Annotated in this window: 14 protein-coding genes; 7 read left to right on the top strand and 7 right to left on the bottom strand. The window is 41.8% G+C overall.

Annotation, left to right across the window (positions count from 1 at the left end; translation table 11 throughout):
- Positions 1–11: 11 nt before the first annotated feature.
- From L884_RS0114660 to L884_RS0114650, 3 genes are all read right to left on the bottom strand, one after another.
- A complete protein-coding gene (locus L884_RS0114660; protein ID WP_028768195.1) occupies positions 12–593 on the bottom strand; it encodes a hypothetical protein in 582 nt (193 codons plus the stop codon).
- Positions 594–963: 370 nt separating this feature from the next.
- Positions 964–3,891 carry a hypothetical protein gene (locus tag L884_RS0114655; protein ID WP_028768194.1) on the bottom strand — a complete coding sequence of 976 codons (2,928 nt, stop codon included), beginning with the start codon at positions 3,889–3,891 and terminating at the stop codon, positions 964–966.
- A 305-nt stretch (positions 3,892–4,196) separates the two neighbouring features.
- A complete protein-coding gene (locus tag L884_RS0114650) occupies positions 4,197–5,126 on the bottom strand; it encodes a helix-turn-helix domain-containing protein (RefSeq protein ID WP_028768193.1) in 930 nt (309 codons plus the stop codon).
- 298 nt (positions 5,127–5,424) lie between these two features.
- Here L884_RS0114650 and L884_RS0114645 point away from each other — a divergent pair, with 298 nt between their 5' ends.
- The 3 genes from L884_RS0114645 to panP all read left to right on the top strand — a co-directional run bounded on the left by L884_RS0114645 (position 5,425) and on the right by panP (position 10,008).
- The gene (locus L884_RS0114645; RefSeq protein ID WP_028768192.1) at positions 5,425–6,783 is read left to right on the top strand and encodes a GntP family permease; all 1,359 of its coding nucleotides are present in this window, start codon (positions 5,425–5,427) and stop codon (positions 6,781–6,783) included.
- 135 nt (positions 6,784–6,918) lie between these two features.
- Positions 6,919–8,073, top strand: a complete 1,155-nt coding sequence (locus L884_RS0114640; RefSeq protein WP_028768191.1) for a glycerate kinase — start codon at positions 6,919–6,921, stop codon at positions 8,071–8,073.
- 288 nt (positions 8,074–8,361) lie between these two features.
- Positions 8,362–10,008 carry a pyridoxal-dependent aspartate 1-decarboxylase PanP gene (panP, locus tag L884_RS0114635; protein ID WP_028768190.1) on the top strand — a complete coding sequence of 549 codons (1,647 nt, stop codon included), beginning with the start codon at positions 8,362–8,364 and terminating at the stop codon, positions 10,006–10,008.
- A gap of 63 nt (positions 10,009–10,071) precedes the next feature.
- On the opposite strand, the gene sigZ is transcribed toward panP, so the two are convergent.
- Positions 10,072–10,614 (bottom strand): RNA polymerase sigma factor SigZ, encoded by a 543-nt coding sequence (sigZ, locus tag L884_RS0114630; protein WP_028768189.1) that lies wholly within the window; start codon positions 10,612–10,614, stop codon positions 10,072–10,074.
- A 197-nt stretch (positions 10,615–10,811) separates the two neighbouring features.
- Between sigZ and L884_RS0114625 the strand changes: the two genes are divergently transcribed.
- Entirely contained in the window at positions 10,812–11,630 is an 819-nt protein-coding gene (locus L884_RS0114625; protein ID WP_028768188.1) for a DUF2797 domain-containing protein, read from the top strand.
- Positions 11,631–11,690: 60 nt separating this feature from the next.
- Here the strand turns inward: L884_RS0114625 and L884_RS0114620 are convergent, their stop codons facing one another.
- The 3 genes from L884_RS0114620 to L884_RS0114610 form a co-directional block, all read right to left on the bottom strand.
- A complete protein-coding gene (locus L884_RS0114620) occupies positions 11,691–12,107 on the bottom strand; it encodes a hypothetical protein (RefSeq protein ID WP_037411000.1) in 417 nt (138 codons plus the stop codon).
- Positions 12,108–12,232: 125 nt separating this feature from the next.
- Positions 12,233–12,802, bottom strand: coding sequence for a DUF4136 domain-containing protein (locus tag L884_RS0114615; RefSeq protein WP_028768186.1), 570 nt, complete (start codon positions 12,800–12,802; stop codon positions 12,233–12,235).
- 165 nt (positions 12,803–12,967) lie between these two features.
- A complete protein-coding gene (locus L884_RS0114610) occupies positions 12,968–15,883 on the bottom strand; it encodes a M9 family metallopeptidase (protein ID WP_028768185.1) in 2,916 nt (971 codons plus the stop codon).
- A gap of 888 nt (positions 15,884–16,771) precedes the next feature.
- On the opposite strand from L884_RS0114610, the gene L884_RS0114605 reads away from it, so the two are divergent.
- Genes L884_RS0114605 through L884_RS0114595 form a run of 3 tightly spaced genes read left to right on the top strand, consistent with a single transcriptional unit; the run spans position 16,772 to position 18,752 of the window.
- Complete coding sequence (locus L884_RS0114605) at positions 16,772–17,365, top strand: LysE family translocator (RefSeq protein WP_028768184.1); 594 nt, start codon at positions 16,772–16,774, stop codon at positions 17,363–17,365.
- 19 nt (positions 17,366–17,384) lie between these two features.
- Positions 17,385–17,951 (top strand): DUF1415 domain-containing protein, encoded by a 567-nt coding sequence (locus L884_RS0114600; protein WP_037410999.1) that lies wholly within the window; start codon positions 17,385–17,387, stop codon positions 17,949–17,951.
- A 48-nt stretch (positions 17,952–17,999) separates the two neighbouring features.
- A complete protein-coding gene (locus L884_RS0114595; RefSeq protein WP_028768182.1) occupies positions 18,000–18,752 on the top strand; it encodes a ribonuclease H family protein in 753 nt (250 codons plus the stop codon).
- Positions 18,753–18,867: the final 115 nt, after the last annotated feature.

Here is an 18,867-nt window from a genome sequence, read left to right as displayed (position 1 = left end):
AAAAGGGAGTCTTAGATAGCTTTCGCTGAATTAATAACGGTGTGGACTTCGATATTTTGACCAGGCTTCAGCTCTGTACCCATTGCGGTTTCAACATTTTCAGTGTTTTCAGTAGTAAAGGTAACGGTACCGGTTGTCGCTGTAACTGGTTTAGATTTCTCCATTGGTGTACCTTCCATCTTAACAACAGTAGCTACACCTGTAGTGTCTAGCGTACCAATAATGGTCTCTAGTGAACTCATTGTCCAAGATGCATCAGGAATAATATCACCAACGGCTTCAGCAACCTCACCCTGCACAAATCCGCTAGCACATGCGCCTTCGATCGGTGTAGTACCATCAGTACATAAACGATAGTGCAGCTCTAAAGAGATCTGATCTGAAGTGAAAACACCCGTTGTATCTTTAACATTAAGTCCAGCGGTGTCGATATATGGAACACGTCCAGATGGACCTGTGATGATCACTCCAGCACCAGGCACAACAGTCGGTACAATTCCTTTCCAGTGAAGAGTCGTTGTTGCATCATCAGCAGCAAGAGCCGCTCCAGATAATGTCAATAACGCAAGGGGCAATACAATTTTAGTATTCATAGAAACATCCTCATTAAACATTTATTCGTCATATTTGCGTTATCAAAAAATAAATACCTAAATCGGTAATAAATCACTTTCTTTTGCAAATATGTCTGATAGGTAACTTTCAGCGCATATATTAACGAGTGTATATATTCACAACAGGTCAAAACTGATTTCAAAAAATCAAAAATGCCTATAGAAAATTATAAACAGGCAAAAACACACCACAAATTGATCTAAAAACAACAAAAATGAAACGTATAATAAGAAAAGAGAGAGGGGGGAGATTGGGTAAAATAATGGCAGCCCCCAACTTATATCAATCTATATAAGCTAAGTGCTGCCATTTTTTGCGATAAGGAGCTAAGGGTAGATTAGTAAAAGGTTAATTACTGTATTTATCAAGTTGATCATTACTATCAATGTCTTTATTACCATCGTAAGGGCCAAATTGATTATTTTTATAGTCACCAACAATGTGGCTAAAACGGCTTTGATAGTTACCTTTACCCGTTGCCTGATAGCGATATTCAAAACTATCTAACACATCATCACCATCGCTGTCAGATAAAATGGGTTGTGAACAATATTCGATATCACCACTATGGTACTCTGTACGCTCAGCTAAACACGCTTCAACTTCATATGCAGTCGACAAACCATCATTATCTAAATCGACTAAGTCAGGGTAGACCTTACCTGTAGCATCTTCATTAGCGAAGCGCACCTGCGGATAAACACTCACTCCAGAGCCCGTTAAGGGGATCACAGCTCCATTCATTTTAAAATCAATATAAGTACAACCAGTTAAAATATAGGGATAAGTTACATCACCCTGTTTGGGTTTTTCACAGGTTAAACTTGAGTGAAGCTCTTCCAGCGGACTGAACAACTGCCAATCTTCTTCAGCGCCGTTTTTATTGCCACGTGCAAAGAAAGTACTGAGTCCTTGACCAGCAGTTTCAGTACGGACACCATAAGAGTTGGCTGAATCACCTACGATATTATAATGATGATCTCTACCACCATACTCTTTAAGTCCCTTATTAGTCAGTATTTTTAATCTGTCATTTATGATTAAAGCAACCGCATTCGCCGTATTCTCATAAAACTTCACTTTTTTACGGTCACTACGACTTAACTTATTAAATTTTATGGTCATATCGACCTTTTGCCCGTTCGGCAATGCCTCTTGGTGATATTGGGCATAACCGTTAAATTCTAAATAATAACTATCCTTGGGCTTGCTGCTAGTCACATTCTCATCGCTGACTTTGGCGCGATCGTCATCTTCAACCATATGCATATAAGTCACATAATTGGCCGCTTGTTGGTAATCATTTACTCTCGTGGCGACTTTCTTGACTTTATAGCTTTCTCCATTGCTATCTTTACCATCAAATAACACATAAAGATCGCCATTTTGGGTTAATGCAGCAATACCTTTAGTAACTTGGGTACTTTTAACTATCTTCTTACCAGTGTTTTTAAAGAAATTGGCAAACTTAAGAAAAATATTGCCCTTCTCATCAATCTCGTGTGGGCCAACCACACGCACAAACGCCTGCTGAGTTTGATCTTTATTCAAACAGTAGAATGAGCCATGGGTTTTGCCATTATCTGGCGCATCCCAACATTGGGAAACTTTATCAATATATCGCGTCCAATCAGAGCTAATAAATTTACCTGTACTGCCGCAGTCAATGCTGTAATATTTTGCGGTTCCATTGCTTAAATAAACCACAGCTGAAAATGGACCAAAACTTTCGATCTTTTCAACACCGCTGAGATTCAAGCCATTAAACTTTTCAACAAAGTCGCCATAACAAGTATTGCTTGTACCGTATATTTGGTTATGTGCAATAGCGTCACCATACTGTGTGACCTCATAAACGATACCACCGTAACCCATGATGCGATCAGCATAGGTTAGTCCATAATAAACTTTGCTAGTGGCCGGCAACTCAATCAATGTTTCGATTGGTTGAAGTGCATTTAGTGCTGTAAATAAAACTATCTTATCTTCACCACCACTTTCACTACTCATATCAATACGGTAATTACCGAAACCGATATTTTTAAGCGCTGTCGCATAGTAACCATGATTTTCCATATATGGCAGTAGTGTCTCTTTAAAGGGTTTTATCAAGGTGTTACGCCCAACAGCCCCTAGGGCACCATCACCAAATAATTTAATAAAACCATTGAAGGAGAACTCTAAAATCCCTTCTCGTACAAAACCAGTTTCTATACTAATAAACCCGCTACTCACCCCATCAACTTCATGGTCATAAACTGTGTACTTGACTTCATAAAGCCCCTTTTCACTTGCTGAAAAAGTAAATTGAGTATTATTGACATCAGCAGGATTAACCAGACTCACATTGGCGTTATACACCTGCACGCCAACAAGTTGCACCTTATCGCCTTCCCTGTCGTTAACCAGTGAGCCAACCCCTGGAAAATTTAAAATATCTAATGTTAGAGAATCCTCAACAGCCACCAATCGACCATATGTCTCATCTTTTGTTACTGGCGCTGTATTACGGTTGCCTGAAACATCAATATTAATGACACCGGTAAACACTAGCTTATTGTCATCAACAACAGAATAAGTTACCGAAGTCAGTCCTATTTCAATGCCTTGATAGTTAAAATCCCCATCCTCACTAACATTAGCCGTACCGCTACCGACTACCACTGTTGACGTCTCAAACCTAGGGTTAGTCATGGTCAAAAACTCTGTAGCAAGTTCGTCTTGAATATTAAAACTAAGCGCTTCTCCTTGAGTCAGAGGCTTGCTGATCTCAGGTAAAACCCCACCTGCTGGTAACGTTAAACCCTGCTGCTCAGCAATAAGCTTAGCGCTATTGTTGGTAAATAAGATTGAAGCCAGCGCAGAGGTTTGCTCGGCACCATCGCTAACCGTATAGCGATAGTCACAACTGAGCGAATGATATGGGGTAACAGAGAAAGATAGGGCTAGTTGATCTAGCTTGGTGATCTCACAACCTGCGAGATTACCTAATACCTCGATCTTATCCAGACTCAACTTACTAGCCGCCATTAGGTCAGTATTTGCATCTAGTCTATTTCTACTACTGATATAGTTAGATAAATTGAAAGTGACTGGCTGAACGATATCATCAGCAATCGTTACAGACTGGCGAAAGTCCATCGCCGTGATACTTGATTTTACCACTGGTGGAGGCGGTGGCGGGACAACGCTTCCGTCTTCACCTTCTGAACCGCCGCCACAGGCCGCTAATACTAATAGGGGTAACAATAAGAATAATTTGGCAAAAAATCGCATCGCAAACCTTAATATCTGTTCGTGTAACACTCAGCACCTAAGGCTCTTTATGTGATGACTATGCTGCGCCATAGCCAAACAATGACCAATCGCAAGCGACCAGCTTACGCATAAGAATAATCAGCGATGGTCTAAACAGTAATTTGTGGAATTACACAATAGAGAGAAACAAGGTGCGGTAATTTTGAGCAGATGCTAACAGCAAGGAGCGAGCTTCTACAGGGCACTTTAGAAAAACAAAATCTAACTATGCCTATAAAAGCGCTAAAGCAAAATGTGAAGCCGGTGAATAATCGCTGCTCGAATCAAGCTTGGGCTTTCATAAAGTGTGCATGTTCTTTTAACCAAGTGATCACCCCATGATGTGATAAGTAATCATCGCGACTAATACCAATAAGCTTACGTATGCCTGCCAAAGGATTTTCTTCCTCATACTCGGCTAAGACTTCAAAACCAAAAGCGACATAAGGTTGTTCTGCATTTTTGTCACGAACAATCATAAAGATCTCTTTAATATCAGGATTGTCGAGTAAAAGTTTTAGTAAATGAAAAACACCAAACTCCCACCAGTGATAATTAAACTTCATGACTGAGTGAAAGAAAACGATTTTGTCGCCATTAATTTCTGGCTCTCTAGGCGTATTGTAAAAATTGACAAACTCATCGATTAACGCTGCTCTGTCACCAGCGTTATGTACAGAGACAATTGCGTGAGCATAGAGGTTATCTTGACTTCCTTCACAGGTCAGCATGTGCAACGCGCCTTGCTCTTGTAACTTTATGGCCCGCTCACATCTTTCTTGCACATCGCGTTCGGTTAAATTAAAAAACTTGGCGCTACTTTCACAAATTAGCGCCAATTTGCGCATATCAGTTAGCGGTGTAGATTCGGTATATTTATGAAAACGGGTGTCAGTGACTGGATAATAGGAAGCTTGAATTAAGTCTTCTTGACCAAATGCCAGAGCCTCAATACGCCTCACCTGATTAATCTTAGTTTTTGATAACTTAAGATCTAAGTCGATTAAATGACTTAATACATCATATTCAGCGAAAGTAAGCAGCTGAATAATTCGTAATGTTGAGGGCATCGACACCCCTCGCTCCCAGCGGCTATAAGTGATCAGATCTAGGTTAGCAAAAACCTTATGAAATAAAGATAATTTTTCCACCATTTCTGCTTGGGTCAAGCCATATTCATTACGAATTTTCAAAAGCAGCGAGAACAGTTCCATAAGTATGTGTAAACCAATATAAACTAACCAAAATCATTATGAGACATAGTAACAAGAATAAGACCTTAAATAAAAACCCTTAACAGCAAAAAACAAGCCACAACCTTTTGTGCTGACGCACAAATATAATCATTAAAACAGTAGAAAAATTAGTGAGCTTAACCAAAGAATTTATCTAGCTAGCACCGCATAATATTTCAGCCTGAAATACCTTGGTGCGCTACTTATCTCAGTGGTTCCCATTTGGCTTTAACAACATACCTTACATATAAATAATAAACCCATACAGGGAACTCCTATGAGCTTAGTATTGATTTTATTGGCAGTCATTGCGTTTATCGTTATTGCCACTGCTAAATTTAAACTCCATCCGTTTTTAACGCTGATTTTAGCGTCATTCTTAGCAGCATTTGCTTATGGCTTACCAAGTGCCGACATTGCCAAAACCATTACCTCAGGCTTTGGCGGGATCTTAGGTTACATAGGGTTAGTGATTGTACTTGGTACGATTATCGGTACCATTCTAGAGAAAAGCGGCGCCGCAATTACGATGGCGGATGTGGTCATTAAAGTACTAGGTAAACGCTTTCCAACATTAACCATGTCGATTATCGGTTATATCGTTTCAATCCCAGTTTTTTGTGACTCAGGCTTTGTGATTCTAAACTCGCTCAAGCAGTCAATGGCTAACCGTATGAAGGTCTCTAGCGTCTCTATGAGCGTCGCGCTAGCAACGGGACTATATGCGACTCACACTTTTGTACCGCCAACGCCGGGGCCGATTGCAGCTGCGGGTAACTTAGGGCTTGAATCAAATCTTGGTTTAGTAATTTTCGTCGGTATTTTTGTTGCCGCATTTGCCGCGCTAGCCGGCACATTATGGGCAAACCGCTTTGCCAACGTTCAACCAGATGGTGAAGGAGCTGAAGAGTTACTCAGTCACCAAGAGGACTTCAACAAGCTAAAACAAGCTTATGGTGAACTGCCTAGCCCAACTCGTGCGTTTGCACCTATTTTCGTACCTATTTTACTAATCTGTTTAGGCTCAATTGCTAACTTTCCGTCAGCACCCGTTGGTAATGGCATGCTGTTCGACATTTTGGCCTTCTTAGGTCAACCAGTTAATGCCTTGATGATTGGTCTATTGCTATCTTTATCTCTATTAAAAGGTAACGACAAAGTCAAAGAGTTTAGCGAGCGTATTAGCCAAGGCTTAGTGGTTGCTGCGCCAATTCTTTTGATTACTGGTGCAGGTGGCGCATTTGGTGCTGTTCTAAAAGCGACTGATATTGGTACCTTTTTAGGTGAGTCATTGTCAGCACTAGGGATTGGGATCTTTATGCCATTCGTGGTAGCCGCGGCGTTAAAATCGGCTCAAGGTTCATCAACAGTAGCCTTAGTAGCAACCTCTGCACTGGTTGCGCCTATGCTAGGTGATATTGGCCTTGCGAGCGATATGGGCCGAGTCCTAACTGTAATGGCTATTGGCGCGGGGGCGATGACAGTTTCTCATGCAAACGATAGTTTCTTCTGGGTTGTAACTCAATTTAGTCGCATGAGTGTTAAACAAGCCTATAAAGCGCAAACAATGGCAACGCTTATTCAAGGTATAACCGCTATGACGTTGGTTTACTTGCTAAGCTTAGTCCTACTTTAAGCGTAAATTACAGATTGAATTAGACGAGTGTAACAGCAAAACCTGCTCGTCTAATTCTCGCAGTAAACTCATCAAATCTTAACTTAAGTCTGCTTCATTCATAGCAAACAGCCACACTTCGCTATAGGAACACCCATGAAAATTGTGATAGCCCCAGACTCATTTAAAGAAAGCCTGACGGCGATGGAAGTGGCCAACGAAATTGAACGTGGATTTCGCACCGCCCTGCCTAATGCAGAATATATTAAAGTCCCTGTTGCCGATGGCGGTGAAGGCACTGTGCAGTCTATGGTTGATGCCACTCAAGGTAGCATAATCAAACTGAACGTCACCGGGCCTTTAGGCACCAAGGTACAAGCGTTTTACGGCGTTTTAGGTGCTGGATATCAAGGTAATAAAAAAACAGCAGTTATTGAAATGGCAGCAGCTTCTGGCCTGCACTTGGTAAATGAAGAGAGTCGTAACCCACTTATCACCACCAGCTATGGCACCGGCGAGTTGATTGTCGATGCATTAAATCGCGGTATCGAACATATTATTATCGGCCTCGGCGGCAGTGCAACCAATGACGGCGGTGCGGGCATGGCACAAGCAATTGGTGCTCACTTACTTGACGATACAGGTAAAGCCATCGCAACCGGTGGCGCTGCACTGGCTCAATTGGCTACTATCGACTTAAAAGACCTACATCCGCTAATCACAAAATGCAGTTTTGAGGTCGCCTGCGATGTCAATAACCCGCTGTGTGGCAACAAAGGAGCTTCAGCAATTTTTGGTCCGCAAAAAGGGGCTACCCCACAAATGGTTGAGCTACTTGACGCAGCTCTTGGTCATTACGCTGATATCATTGCGCAAACAGGTATTGTTGATAATCGAGATTATCCTGGCGTTGGCGCCGCTGGCGGCATGGGCTTAGGGGTTATGGCGTTTTTAGGCGCGCAGTTAAAGCCTGGCATCGATATTGTTATGCAAACCGTTAATTTGGCGGAATGTGTTAAAGGGGCTGACTTAGTGATTACAGGTGAAGGCCGACTAGACAGCCAAACCTTACATGGAAAAACCCCCATGGGTGTTGCTGGCGTGGCAAAAGCTCAAGATGTTAAGGTTATTGCTATCGCTGGGTGTGTCAGTGATGATGCCAATGTGTTACTTGAACACGGTATTGATGCGTTATTTTCTATTACCCCAAGAGCACTGCCACTTGCTGAGGTATTGGCAAGTGCGAAACATAACCTTTACTGTACATCAAAAAACATTGCCAATTTGTACGCATTAGCAGCAAACCGGTAGCACAGCGTTGTAATAGCATCATTGAGTCTCAATAAAAATAACCATTAAAGGGCGCAGCTAAGCGCCCTTTTGTTTTATATTCTATGCCTCAAGAAAAACTTGCTTATCCACCTCTATCAAACGACAAACTTTGACTCTCACGTTATCTGCGTTAGTCTGTGCCCTATACTAGCCAAAAGTATAATGCTGGCCATTTTTATGCTTGAAGCGCAAAAGCGCATAAAGTAAAGTGGCTTCCCATTTTGAAAGGCTGTAGTAACAGCGTGATAAGTAGAGATAGTTAGATCAATGACACCAAGAAAAGCAACCGCTTCAGAAGAGGCATTACTGCGGATTTTTACAGTTCCAGAAGCCCCAGACTCAACCCTGAGTGTCATTGAACAAAACATCTCGCAAAATTTAATGGGTTTTTTGCAAGAAAGCGTTGTCGCTGTAGAAAAACCGCTTTCAGAAGTTGAGTTAGATTTTCAGCAATACCATATTCCCTCTGCGCCGCAATTTGTCTCTGATTACGCCGATAATATGATGCAAACATTAGTGGCACACTCAGTGCACACCTCTGCACCAAGCTTTATTGGTCACATGACATCAGCGCTCCCCTATTTTGTTCTACCACTATCGAAAATGATGGTTGGGCTGAATCAGAATTTGGTCAAAATCGAAACCTCAAAAGCCTTCACACCACTTGAACGCCAAGTGCTGGGCATGATGCATCATTTAGTCTATAACCAAGACCAAGCTTTTTACCAAAGTTGGATGCATAGCGCTGATGTCTCTCTTGGTGCATTTTGCTCTGGCGGCACTGTCGCAAACATCACCGCTCTGTGGACTGCACGCAATCAGTTATTAAAAGCTGACGGCGACTTTAAGGGTATTGCTAAGCAAGGGCTGGTCAAAGGGCTGCGCCATTATGGCTATGATGATTTAGCTATTTTAGTTTCTGAGCGAGGCCATTATTCGTTAGCCAAAACCGCCGATCTACTTGGTGTTGGCCGTGAAAATATCATTCAAGTGCCAACATCAAATGACAATAAAGTTGATGTTGCAAAAATGCGACAACTCGCCGCTAAACTTGCTGCAGACAATATAAAAGTCATGGCTATTGTTGGCGTTGCTGGCACCACTGAAACGGGCAATATTGATCCACTTAATGAACTTGCCGACTTAGCGGCTGAGCTTAACTGTCATTTCCATGTTGATGCCGCCTGGGGCGGTGCGAGTTTATTATCAAACAAATATCGTCATCTGCTTGCAGGTATTGAACGTGCAGATTCAGTCACGATTGATGCCCACAAGCAGATGTATGTGCCTATGGGCGCGGGAATGGTGATTTTCAAAGATCCGACTTTTGCCAATGCCATTAAACATCATGCTGAATATATTTTACGTCAAGGCTCAAAAGATCTAGGTAGCCAAACGCTTGAGGGGTCTCGCCCGGGGATGGCTATGCTGGTGCATGCGTGCTTGCAAGTAATTGGTCGTGAAGGTTATGAGATTTTAATTAATAACAGCCTTGAGAAAGCACGATATTTTGCAGAGTTAATTAGCGCAGAAGCCAATTTTGAATTGGTATCTGAACCAGAACTTTGCCTGTTAACCTACCGCTATGTACCACAATCAGTGCAACTGGCAATGGCGAATGCTCGCGAAACCGGTGATACCGAAACCCTCAAGCAGTTTAATACCTTACTTGATGGCTTAACTAAGTTTGTGCAAAAAACACAACGTGAACAAGGTACTTCATTTGTATCTCGTACTCGAATCAATCCAGAGAACCACCAGCTAATGGATATCAAGGCCGTTGTGTTTAGAGTGGTATTGGCAAACCCGCTCACGACTCATGAGATCTTACAGCAAGTGCTTGCCGAGCAAACTCAAATAGCCAATAGTGATACGCGTTTCTTACCTAAACTATTACAACTTGCACAAAGCTAACCCTGTAAACAGCAGACTCGATTACATCATTTATTATCGAGTCTGGCTGTACCTAAATGCAAACTAACAGCCCTTACAATTGCTATCTTTAGGTTCAAAATCTACAACATTTCCCTGTTTATCCAGTGACAAGTGGCAGCATTCTTCATACAGCCCACGTAGCCGCTCACGGGATTTTTGCACTCGAGACTTAAGTGTTGAATAGCTAATACCATGCTCTGCAGCATATTGTTTTTGTGATTGCCCATGAAGATCAATTGCCGTTAATAACGCCGAGCTATCTTCAGGTAACGCATTGATAAATGGTTCAATACAGCGAGAAAGTGCCTGTTCGTTACTTTCCTCATCTTGTTGATACCATAACGCTTCACCTTCAAGTTGCGCCACACGACCACGTTTACGATAAAAATCTATGATCGCGTTATTGGCAACTTGATATAACCAAGACTTAATTTTTGCCTCTGACTGTACCGAATGCAGATTATCAAAAGTCTTAATCAAGATCTCCTGCAGTAGATCATCAACATCATCAGGGTTTGACACTTTGGCTTTGAGAAATGCCTTGATATTGTCTCGGTATGCCTGCCAAACGGTTTGAATGTCCATCTATTTGTTCGCCAATATCTATCACTGATTTAATACAAACAGTATAAATTAAAATCATCGGTTTCCAATAACACTTGTTATTCACGACCATGAGCTGAACATAATAATATGCCAATTCAGGCAATCGGAAAAACCATTCCAAATCTGGTTTAACAATCTGTTAGACTAAGGCAAATACTGATAAAAATAGAAATATCATGCTTGGAACGTTAAGAAAAATGCGCAGCCACTTAGATGAGAATAATGTGGTGCAATATCAGCTGCCTGTTGGTGAAGAGTTACTGGATTTAAATCCTCTTATTGGTAGCCAACTGACGCTAACTCATACAGGTAAAATTCTTTGCTGTAACTGTGGCAAAAAAACTAAAAAAAGTTACTCTCAGGGCCATTGCTATGTGTGTATGCAAAAGCTAGCTAGCTGCGATATGTGCATTATGAAACCTGAAACCTGCCACTTTGCTGCTGGAACTTGCCGTGAGCCATCATGGGGCGAAGCTAACTGTTTTGTGCCGCACTACGTTTATTTATCAAATACATCTGGTATTAAGGTGGGCATCACTCGACATACGCAACTCCCGACCCGCTGGATAGATCAAGGGGCAACTCAAGGTTTACCGATCTTTAAAGTAGAGACACGTTTGCTTTCAGGTCTAGTAGAAACCGCACTTGCTGAGTTAATCGCAGATAAAACCAATTGGCGTGCAATGTTAAAAGGCAATGCTGACGATATCGATTTGAAAGCTCAAGCAGCAAGCTTAGTACCACAAATTGCAGCACGGTTAACAGAGATCAGTGCAGAGCATGGTGAATTTGCGGTAACTGCGCTTGATGAAGAGATCCAAACGATTAATTATCCGGTAACGACTTTCCCTAGCAAAATTAGCTCACACAATTTTGATAAAAATCCCGAAGTGTCAGGTATTTTGTTGGGCATAAAAGGCCAGTATTTGATTTTTGATACCGGTGTCATCAATATGCGCAAGTTTGGCTCTTATGAAATAAGTGTCAGTCTATAAGCGCTAACAGACATCTTAGTAACAAGCCCTGTAACCAACAGGGCTTGTTTGCATAAATAGTTAATCTTTGTCAGCTTTAAGCTTAACCATCACCTCTAGTTTACCTTTCTTAGTAGCTCCAACTACTCCGAGTGTCTGGCTACCAATACTGTCATAGGTTAACTCAATCGACTTTAACTCGCCTTCTGGCACACTAATACTGCGGCTTGATAAGCCTTTGGTTAATACGCCCAAATTATTAACTTGCTTATCGCTACCGTCAGCCATCACTAACTCAATCTTATGCATGTTGACCGTACCTTGGGTGCAAACCAACTTTATATGGCTAGCCTGTCTTTGTGCTTTCTTAACACTAACTTTATCAGTCTCTGTTTTGTAGTTAACGGTTTTCTCTGCAACCTTGACCCACTCATCAGCGTAGCCTGTTAGGCTCATCATTAAACTGCTAATAAGTACTGCCGCTTTAATTAAGTTCATCAGTATTCCTTCTGCGTTTATGGCGATAACACTACAACAATATAGTCCTGATCTCAGTAATTGGTATCAAAGAGCTGTATTGCTTAAATCCTTATGTCACTATAATACTGCGTACCACTTACTCGCTATAACGTGGGTAATGGCTTAAGCATAGTAGCAAGCAACTGCTCAAAGCGCTGTTCTCGCTGTAATGGTGTTTTATCAAGGTCGGTAAATCCCTGTGCCAATACTCGCCAAACAGGCATTGGCGTCCTCGGGTTAAATAGTGCCACCAACACCGAGCCCTTTTCATATTTATCTGCAACCCCCTCGGTAGATAAGCCAGCTACCAAGCCCGCTTTTTGTAAGATCTCTTTATCACTCATTTCTGACTCTAGCGCTAAACCGTACCCCACCAGCACACTTGGGGTTTCATTGGCTTTAGCAAGATGATAGCCCTTAGTTTGCATCACTTTGGTGATCGCATTTCGCATATGCTGAATAATCACGTCACTATCAAGCGCGTCATTAGCATGTACCGCAAACATAGTGGGATGCCAAGCAAAGGCTTTTGAGCTGGTATTTAACGAGCTTAGATCACCACTTATCACCATAGTGGTGCGAGTTGCGGCCATTTGTTGTTGCTCACTATCAGTTGAACTGCAACCTAAAACTAAAACGAGTCCAACTAATATCATCAGTATTTTATTTATCATCAGTTTAAAGTCCTTCTTGTATCTGATTTCAGGCTATCACTACAACCATTAACCTAACCTGACTCGACCTTTGTGTCGACAGCCATAAAAAAAGCCGGCGCTTAAACGCCGGCTTTAAAAGGGTTAGCTTATATCGCTAGTCCCATGGTGCACTGCAATAATCTACTACTTAATGTTTACCACTAAGCTTGCCCCTGTGCTTGAAGGTGCACCATCAGCGCTAATGTAATACCAACCTTCGCTTGGTGTAGTTATGGTTAAGCTTTCAACGTTGCCTTGGTTTTCAGACTTAACCTCAAATGAGTTAGGTCCTGCCCAAGTTTGGCTATTACCGTATAGGTTTACATCGCCGCTACCATGGCCGCTAGCAACGGTTATCTCTGCTGTGCCTGCTGGTACATAGAAGTAGTAACTAGAATGACCATCAGCAATACAGATTGCCTCACCATATTCAACGCCACCATAGCTATATGGTGATTGTGTTGCGCACGCATCAGCAACTGCAACAGGTTGAGTGCCTGTATCACCACCATCCGTTAAGCTTACACTTAAACTTACACCGTCATACTCAGTATTTGCCACTAGACTGATATAAACCCAACCACGGTTTGCAATAACATTAAGCTGTTCATAGTTACCCTCAGTCGTTGCTTTTGCGGTATATGCTGATGGCTTAGCCCAAATAGTCTGATTGAAGTACACATCAACGTCACCATTACCACCAGCAGTGTTGATATAAAGCGGCGTGTTATCTTCATCTATATAAGTGTAGAAGTAGTTGATGTCGCGACCAGCCACACACTCAGTTTGATCTTGGGTGAGATTACCATCGGTAATTGTGGCAACACCACAATGCTCGACAGGCTCAACGGGGTCATCAATATCGGCATTATCTCCTATGCCATCACCGTCAGAGTCAGCCCACTCCGTTGGATCATTCGGGAAAACATCGGAGTTATCACCATAGCCGTCACCATCACTATCTGTGGTTTCGCTCGCATCGTTCGGGAATGCGTCAGCATTATCGCCGACTCCATCGCCATCGGTATCTCGAGTTTCATTAGGATCAAATGGGAAGTCATCTAAATGATCTGCAACCCCATCACCATCAGAATCCACCGGCTCAACAATACCTGGATCTATGGTTTCGTCATTGCTGCTAACACTTAATAACCAGTCATTCCACTCACTATTGTAGTTTTGACCAATCGTATTATCGATATATGCTAACCAGCCTGCAGCATCACCACCACGGGCAAGCACGAGCAGCGCATCAACATCAGCACGATGTTTTTCAAACATGAAACGCACTGCTAAATAACCCCAGCTGTACACACGCTCTGAGCCACTATTATATGTGTTAGCTAAGATCTCACTTAGGCTATAAGCTTGTGAGCGAGCTAACCCAATCGCACCATCATTGCGGTTTTGCTTAGAGATATATTCAGCTAAACCCTCAGACCACCACACTGATTTGCCGGTATCAATATCAAAGTAGTTGAATGCACCGTATAAGTTAAAGCGGCCGTCGAGATAGTGCACATATTCATGTTTGAGGTTCCAAACTAAAATGTCTTCCGTCCAAGTTGCTTCATGGGCAATAAATCGGGCTTGGTTCCCCTCTTGAGATGGCGTGCCCTCTAAATACATACCGCCATTATCGGTACTAATTCCAAAAATCACTCCAGCATATTGAGCATAGTCGTCGTAACTATCGAAGATATTAACCTCTAAGCTTTCGTTAAGATCATCTGCCACTGGTTGATAACCCGTTGCCAACACATTATGGAATAGGGTTTCTTCTGCTCCCATAAGATCACATGAGTCTTGCAACTCACTATTCGTTAGCTGCTGGGCACGAATATAAATCGTGTCGCTACAGTTGTAATTAATTGGTAGTGCCGTTTGCTCTAGCTCTTCCTCCCAACCACAAATACCAAACTGCTCGCAATCACCAGGATTATAGTAATCAAGGTATCCAGCACCATCAGCCCACTCAGCCGACATACGCTCAAACTTGCTCATGTATAACTGCACGCCATCATTAAGGCGAGTTTTTAAGCTTTGCGGTAAGTTCCAGTACTGCTGATATTCGTAGAAGCGACCAAACTCATGAAAGGCATCTGTTGACTCATATTGATAAGCAGAATTAATGATGTAGTCGCTGGTCGCAATATTTAGCAGAGCGTCAATCAAGTCACCATGTTCCATGGCCTTTTTGTTGTAATCTTCAGCCCAACTACCGTAATACAGTGTTGTTAACGCACTTGTTAATGCCGCACGATGGCGATTACTCGCTAAGAAATCTGCATTAAAGCGTTGTAGATAATCGGTAATAACCGGCACACTTTCTAGAATATGATCGGCACTTGACCAAGAAGTAAAGAACTCGGATAAGGTATCACCTGCATTTTGGCTCAAATCAAATAAATGCGGGTTTTTAGCATACTCAGCCAGTGCCGAGTAAACAGCATCAGCTGCTTGGGTATCACTATAAGTTAAATCATCATTATAGAATTCGATATAAAATGCGCCGCGTAAAAAATAGAACAAGTTACGCATTTCAAGGCCATTGCGGCTATCGTAGCTTGCAGCAATATTCTTGGTTTGGTTAGCAACCGCAACCACATTTTCCACTTGATAGGCAGCTACAGATGCAGCATCGTTACGCGAGTAAAGCTCAGAAATACAAGAAATATCAGCTTGTCGAACAAAGTCGAATAACGCCTGTCCTGTTAAATTAGCAAGCTCACTGCTACAAACATTACTTTCTGCTTCAGCAGCAGGCCCAAGGTTGCCCATTGGTCCTTCAATCTTTTTTGCAGGCTTACTCTTCGGCGCTTGTTGACGCGTACTGGTATCAACACCACGTTGTTGGCCGGGGATATTTGCCCCTTTCTCAAAACGCTTATTTTTATTAGCAACACCATGAGCAGGTTTTGCAGCTTCGGTCACTTTTGCAGTTTGTTGATCTTTAGCAACCGCGATACCCGGCAGCATAACCGCTGAACAGGCAAGAGCAATAGCATGCATTTTAAACTGCGTTTTCTTTATCCATACATTAGATGACTTGATTGACATATGTAACTCCAATTCTGCACGGTCGTTTGGCGAAATCACCTAATGCTTAAAAGTGATCAATGCTGTTTTTAGCACTGCTTACCGTGTTTAGACTGTTATATTTTTATAATTGTTAATCTTTTGTTAAAAAGACATTTAAATTTATAATTTATACAATATTCACAATCAAGTGCTAAAAATGGCAAAACTGGAGTTAGATTTATGAAGTGAATATGACAATTGAATGAAGATTCAACAGTCAAAAATATGGCTATCACTGCCGTTATACCTTTGTACTCAGCTAAATCAACTCAGCAAAACAGGCTTTAAAACTAAACAGAAATGAGTCAATAGAAGCAAGAGACATTCAGACAAAGACGATAAATTAACCCGCCAGCAACCAATAACAAACTGAAACCTGATTACTAATTAACCGCTGAATTTATTAATAGTTTTGGTAACTTCGGCTGACACAATCAGGATTAAAACGCTAAATTCACTTACCTCTATATGCAATTGAACTGCAACTCTGTTAATGCGCTATTGAAAACAATACTGCCTACCAATTCGTCAAAAAATATTTTTATTTACTTTTACACACTAAAATGCGCCTAAAACAGCGACACAAGATGACTAAATATGCAGTAGAAACTCATCAAGCCCTTGTTATAACAAAAAGAAATACCTTATTACTACCAAGGCTTAACGCTAGCTATTAATTACGATTAAGCTGTCACGACTAAACAGCTGAAAAGTCGCAACAACGATTGTGTCCACCATGAAGAGCAATCCAGATAAATGCTTTAAGCTTTCGCTGCAAACTCGCTCATCAAGGTATAAAGCATAGATCTGGCGTGTTTTATACCGCTCGGTAAACTTATTTTTCTATTCGTCGTTTATGAGTTTTTTATGGAACTAATTTTAACCATTGCGCTTTTTGCTTTTTCTTCCGGTATCACGCCTGGGCCAAATAACATTATGTTGATGTCATCAGGGGTTAACTTTGGCGTGAAGCGCAGCTTGCCGCATTTAATAGGGATCTGTATCGGTTTTCCAACTATGGTGCTCGGTATAGGGTTAGGTTTAAGTGCTATATTTCAAACCTACCCCGTTTTACACAGCATCATAAAATATGTCGGCATTTGCTACTTACTCTATTTGGCTTGGTTAATTGCCAGTAGTAGCGCCAAAATGAATGGTAAAAATACCGCAAAACCACTTAGCTTTTTGCAAGCGGCGGCATTTCAATGGGTCAATCCCAAAGCCTGGATAATGGGGATTGGTGCCATTGCAACCTTTACAACGATGGCGCAACCTCTAACTCCACAAGTGATTACGATTGCATTAGTGTTCTTTTTTGTGGCCTTGCCAAGTGCTTTTGTGTGGTTAGGTTTTGGTGTCGCATTAAAGCGCTTACTAAAGAATCAAAGACAACAAAAGATTTTTAATGTCACCATGGCGCTATTGCTTGTGTTGTCGATCCTGCCTATGATCGCCCCATAGCCCTTCAAAGATAACTCCTATGACTCAGGTGATCCCCCAGCAATTACAGCCCTATGCGACTGAAACCGAAAACTGGGTAAAGCAAGTGATTATGAAATATAACATTTGCCCTTTTGCACGACGTGAAGTTGAGCGCGCTAGCATACGTTATGCTGTAATTGATGAATCACGTATGCAAGATGTGCTACAAGCACTTATCGACGAATGCGCTTATTTAGATGAGCATCCTGATGTTGAAACAACGTTGTTTATCATGCCTCGCGGATTTGAAGGATTTTATCTGTATTTAGACTTAGTCGATATTGCCAACGATTTACTCATTGAGCAGGGCTATGAAGGCGAATATCAGTTAGCCAGTTTTCATCCTGATTATTGCTTTGAGGACGAACCACAAGATTCAGCCGCTAACTATACTAACCGTGCGCCTTACCCGACTCTGCATATCATTCGCGAATCGAGCATGGAGCAGGCTTTAGCAAACTATGATGATCCTGAAACTATTCCTGAGCGCAATATTGCTTTTGCAGAGCGTAAAGGGACACAGTTTTTCATCGATCTACTCGCCAATTGCAAAAAAGATCTGTAATTCGATTATAGAACGCCATTATTCAATTAAATTTAGGACATTCGCCTTATGGCTAAAAAGTATTATGTTGTGTGGGCTGGGCGTGAAACAGGGATTTTTACCAGCTGGGATTACACTAAAAAACAAGTGGATAAGTTTCCACAGGCAAAATATAAATCTTTCGCAACTGAAGCTGAAGCCAAAGCCGCATTTGCTAAAGCGCCAAGCTACAGCACTGCAACCAAAAAACCATCCACAAGCAAAACTGCAGCTAAAGCTAGCCTAGATATAGATTTAAGCCGTTGTGATGTTTCTATTTTCACCGATGGCGGCTGTGAACCGAACCCAGGTAAAGCAGGCTCTGGCGTTGCTGTATATATAAACGCTAAGCTGGCGGAACTTTACTATGGCTTGTATAACCCAAACGGCACTAATAACTCAGCCGAATTAAATGCATTACATCAAGCGCTATTGATTGCAGAAAAAGCGCTTAAACAAGGTCTAACGGTACAGATATTATCGGACTCACAATATTCACTTAACTGCATTACCAATTGGGCTTATGGTTGGAAAGCTAAAGGCTGGAAACGCAAAGTTGCCGGTGATATTAAAAATTTAGATATTATCCAGCAATCTCATGCCTTGTATGATGCAATTAAAGATAAACTCGCAATACAACACGTGGCGGCTCATGTTGGTATTGAAGGAAATGAATTAGCTGACCGCATGTCAATTTACGCGATTGATCAACAAAATAGCGCATTCTGTCGCTATCCGGAGCCGATAGTATTAAGCGATATTCTGAGTTTACGTGCAGGCTAAACCGCCCCTGTGCCAGCAAATACAGCAATACTGATTTGAAACCAAGCAGTTGACACTTTTTTACCTTTTAATTTCCAATAGAAGTTAGGGATAAGTTGTCGACTGTGGCACAATC

This window comes from Shewanella fidelis ATCC BAA-318, assembly GCF_000518605.1.
Lineage (GTDB): Bacteria > Pseudomonadota > Gammaproteobacteria > Enterobacterales > Shewanellaceae > Shewanella > Shewanella fidelis.
Note: the sequence above shows the minus strand (reverse complement) of the source record. Positions and strands in the feature narration are given on the sequence as shown.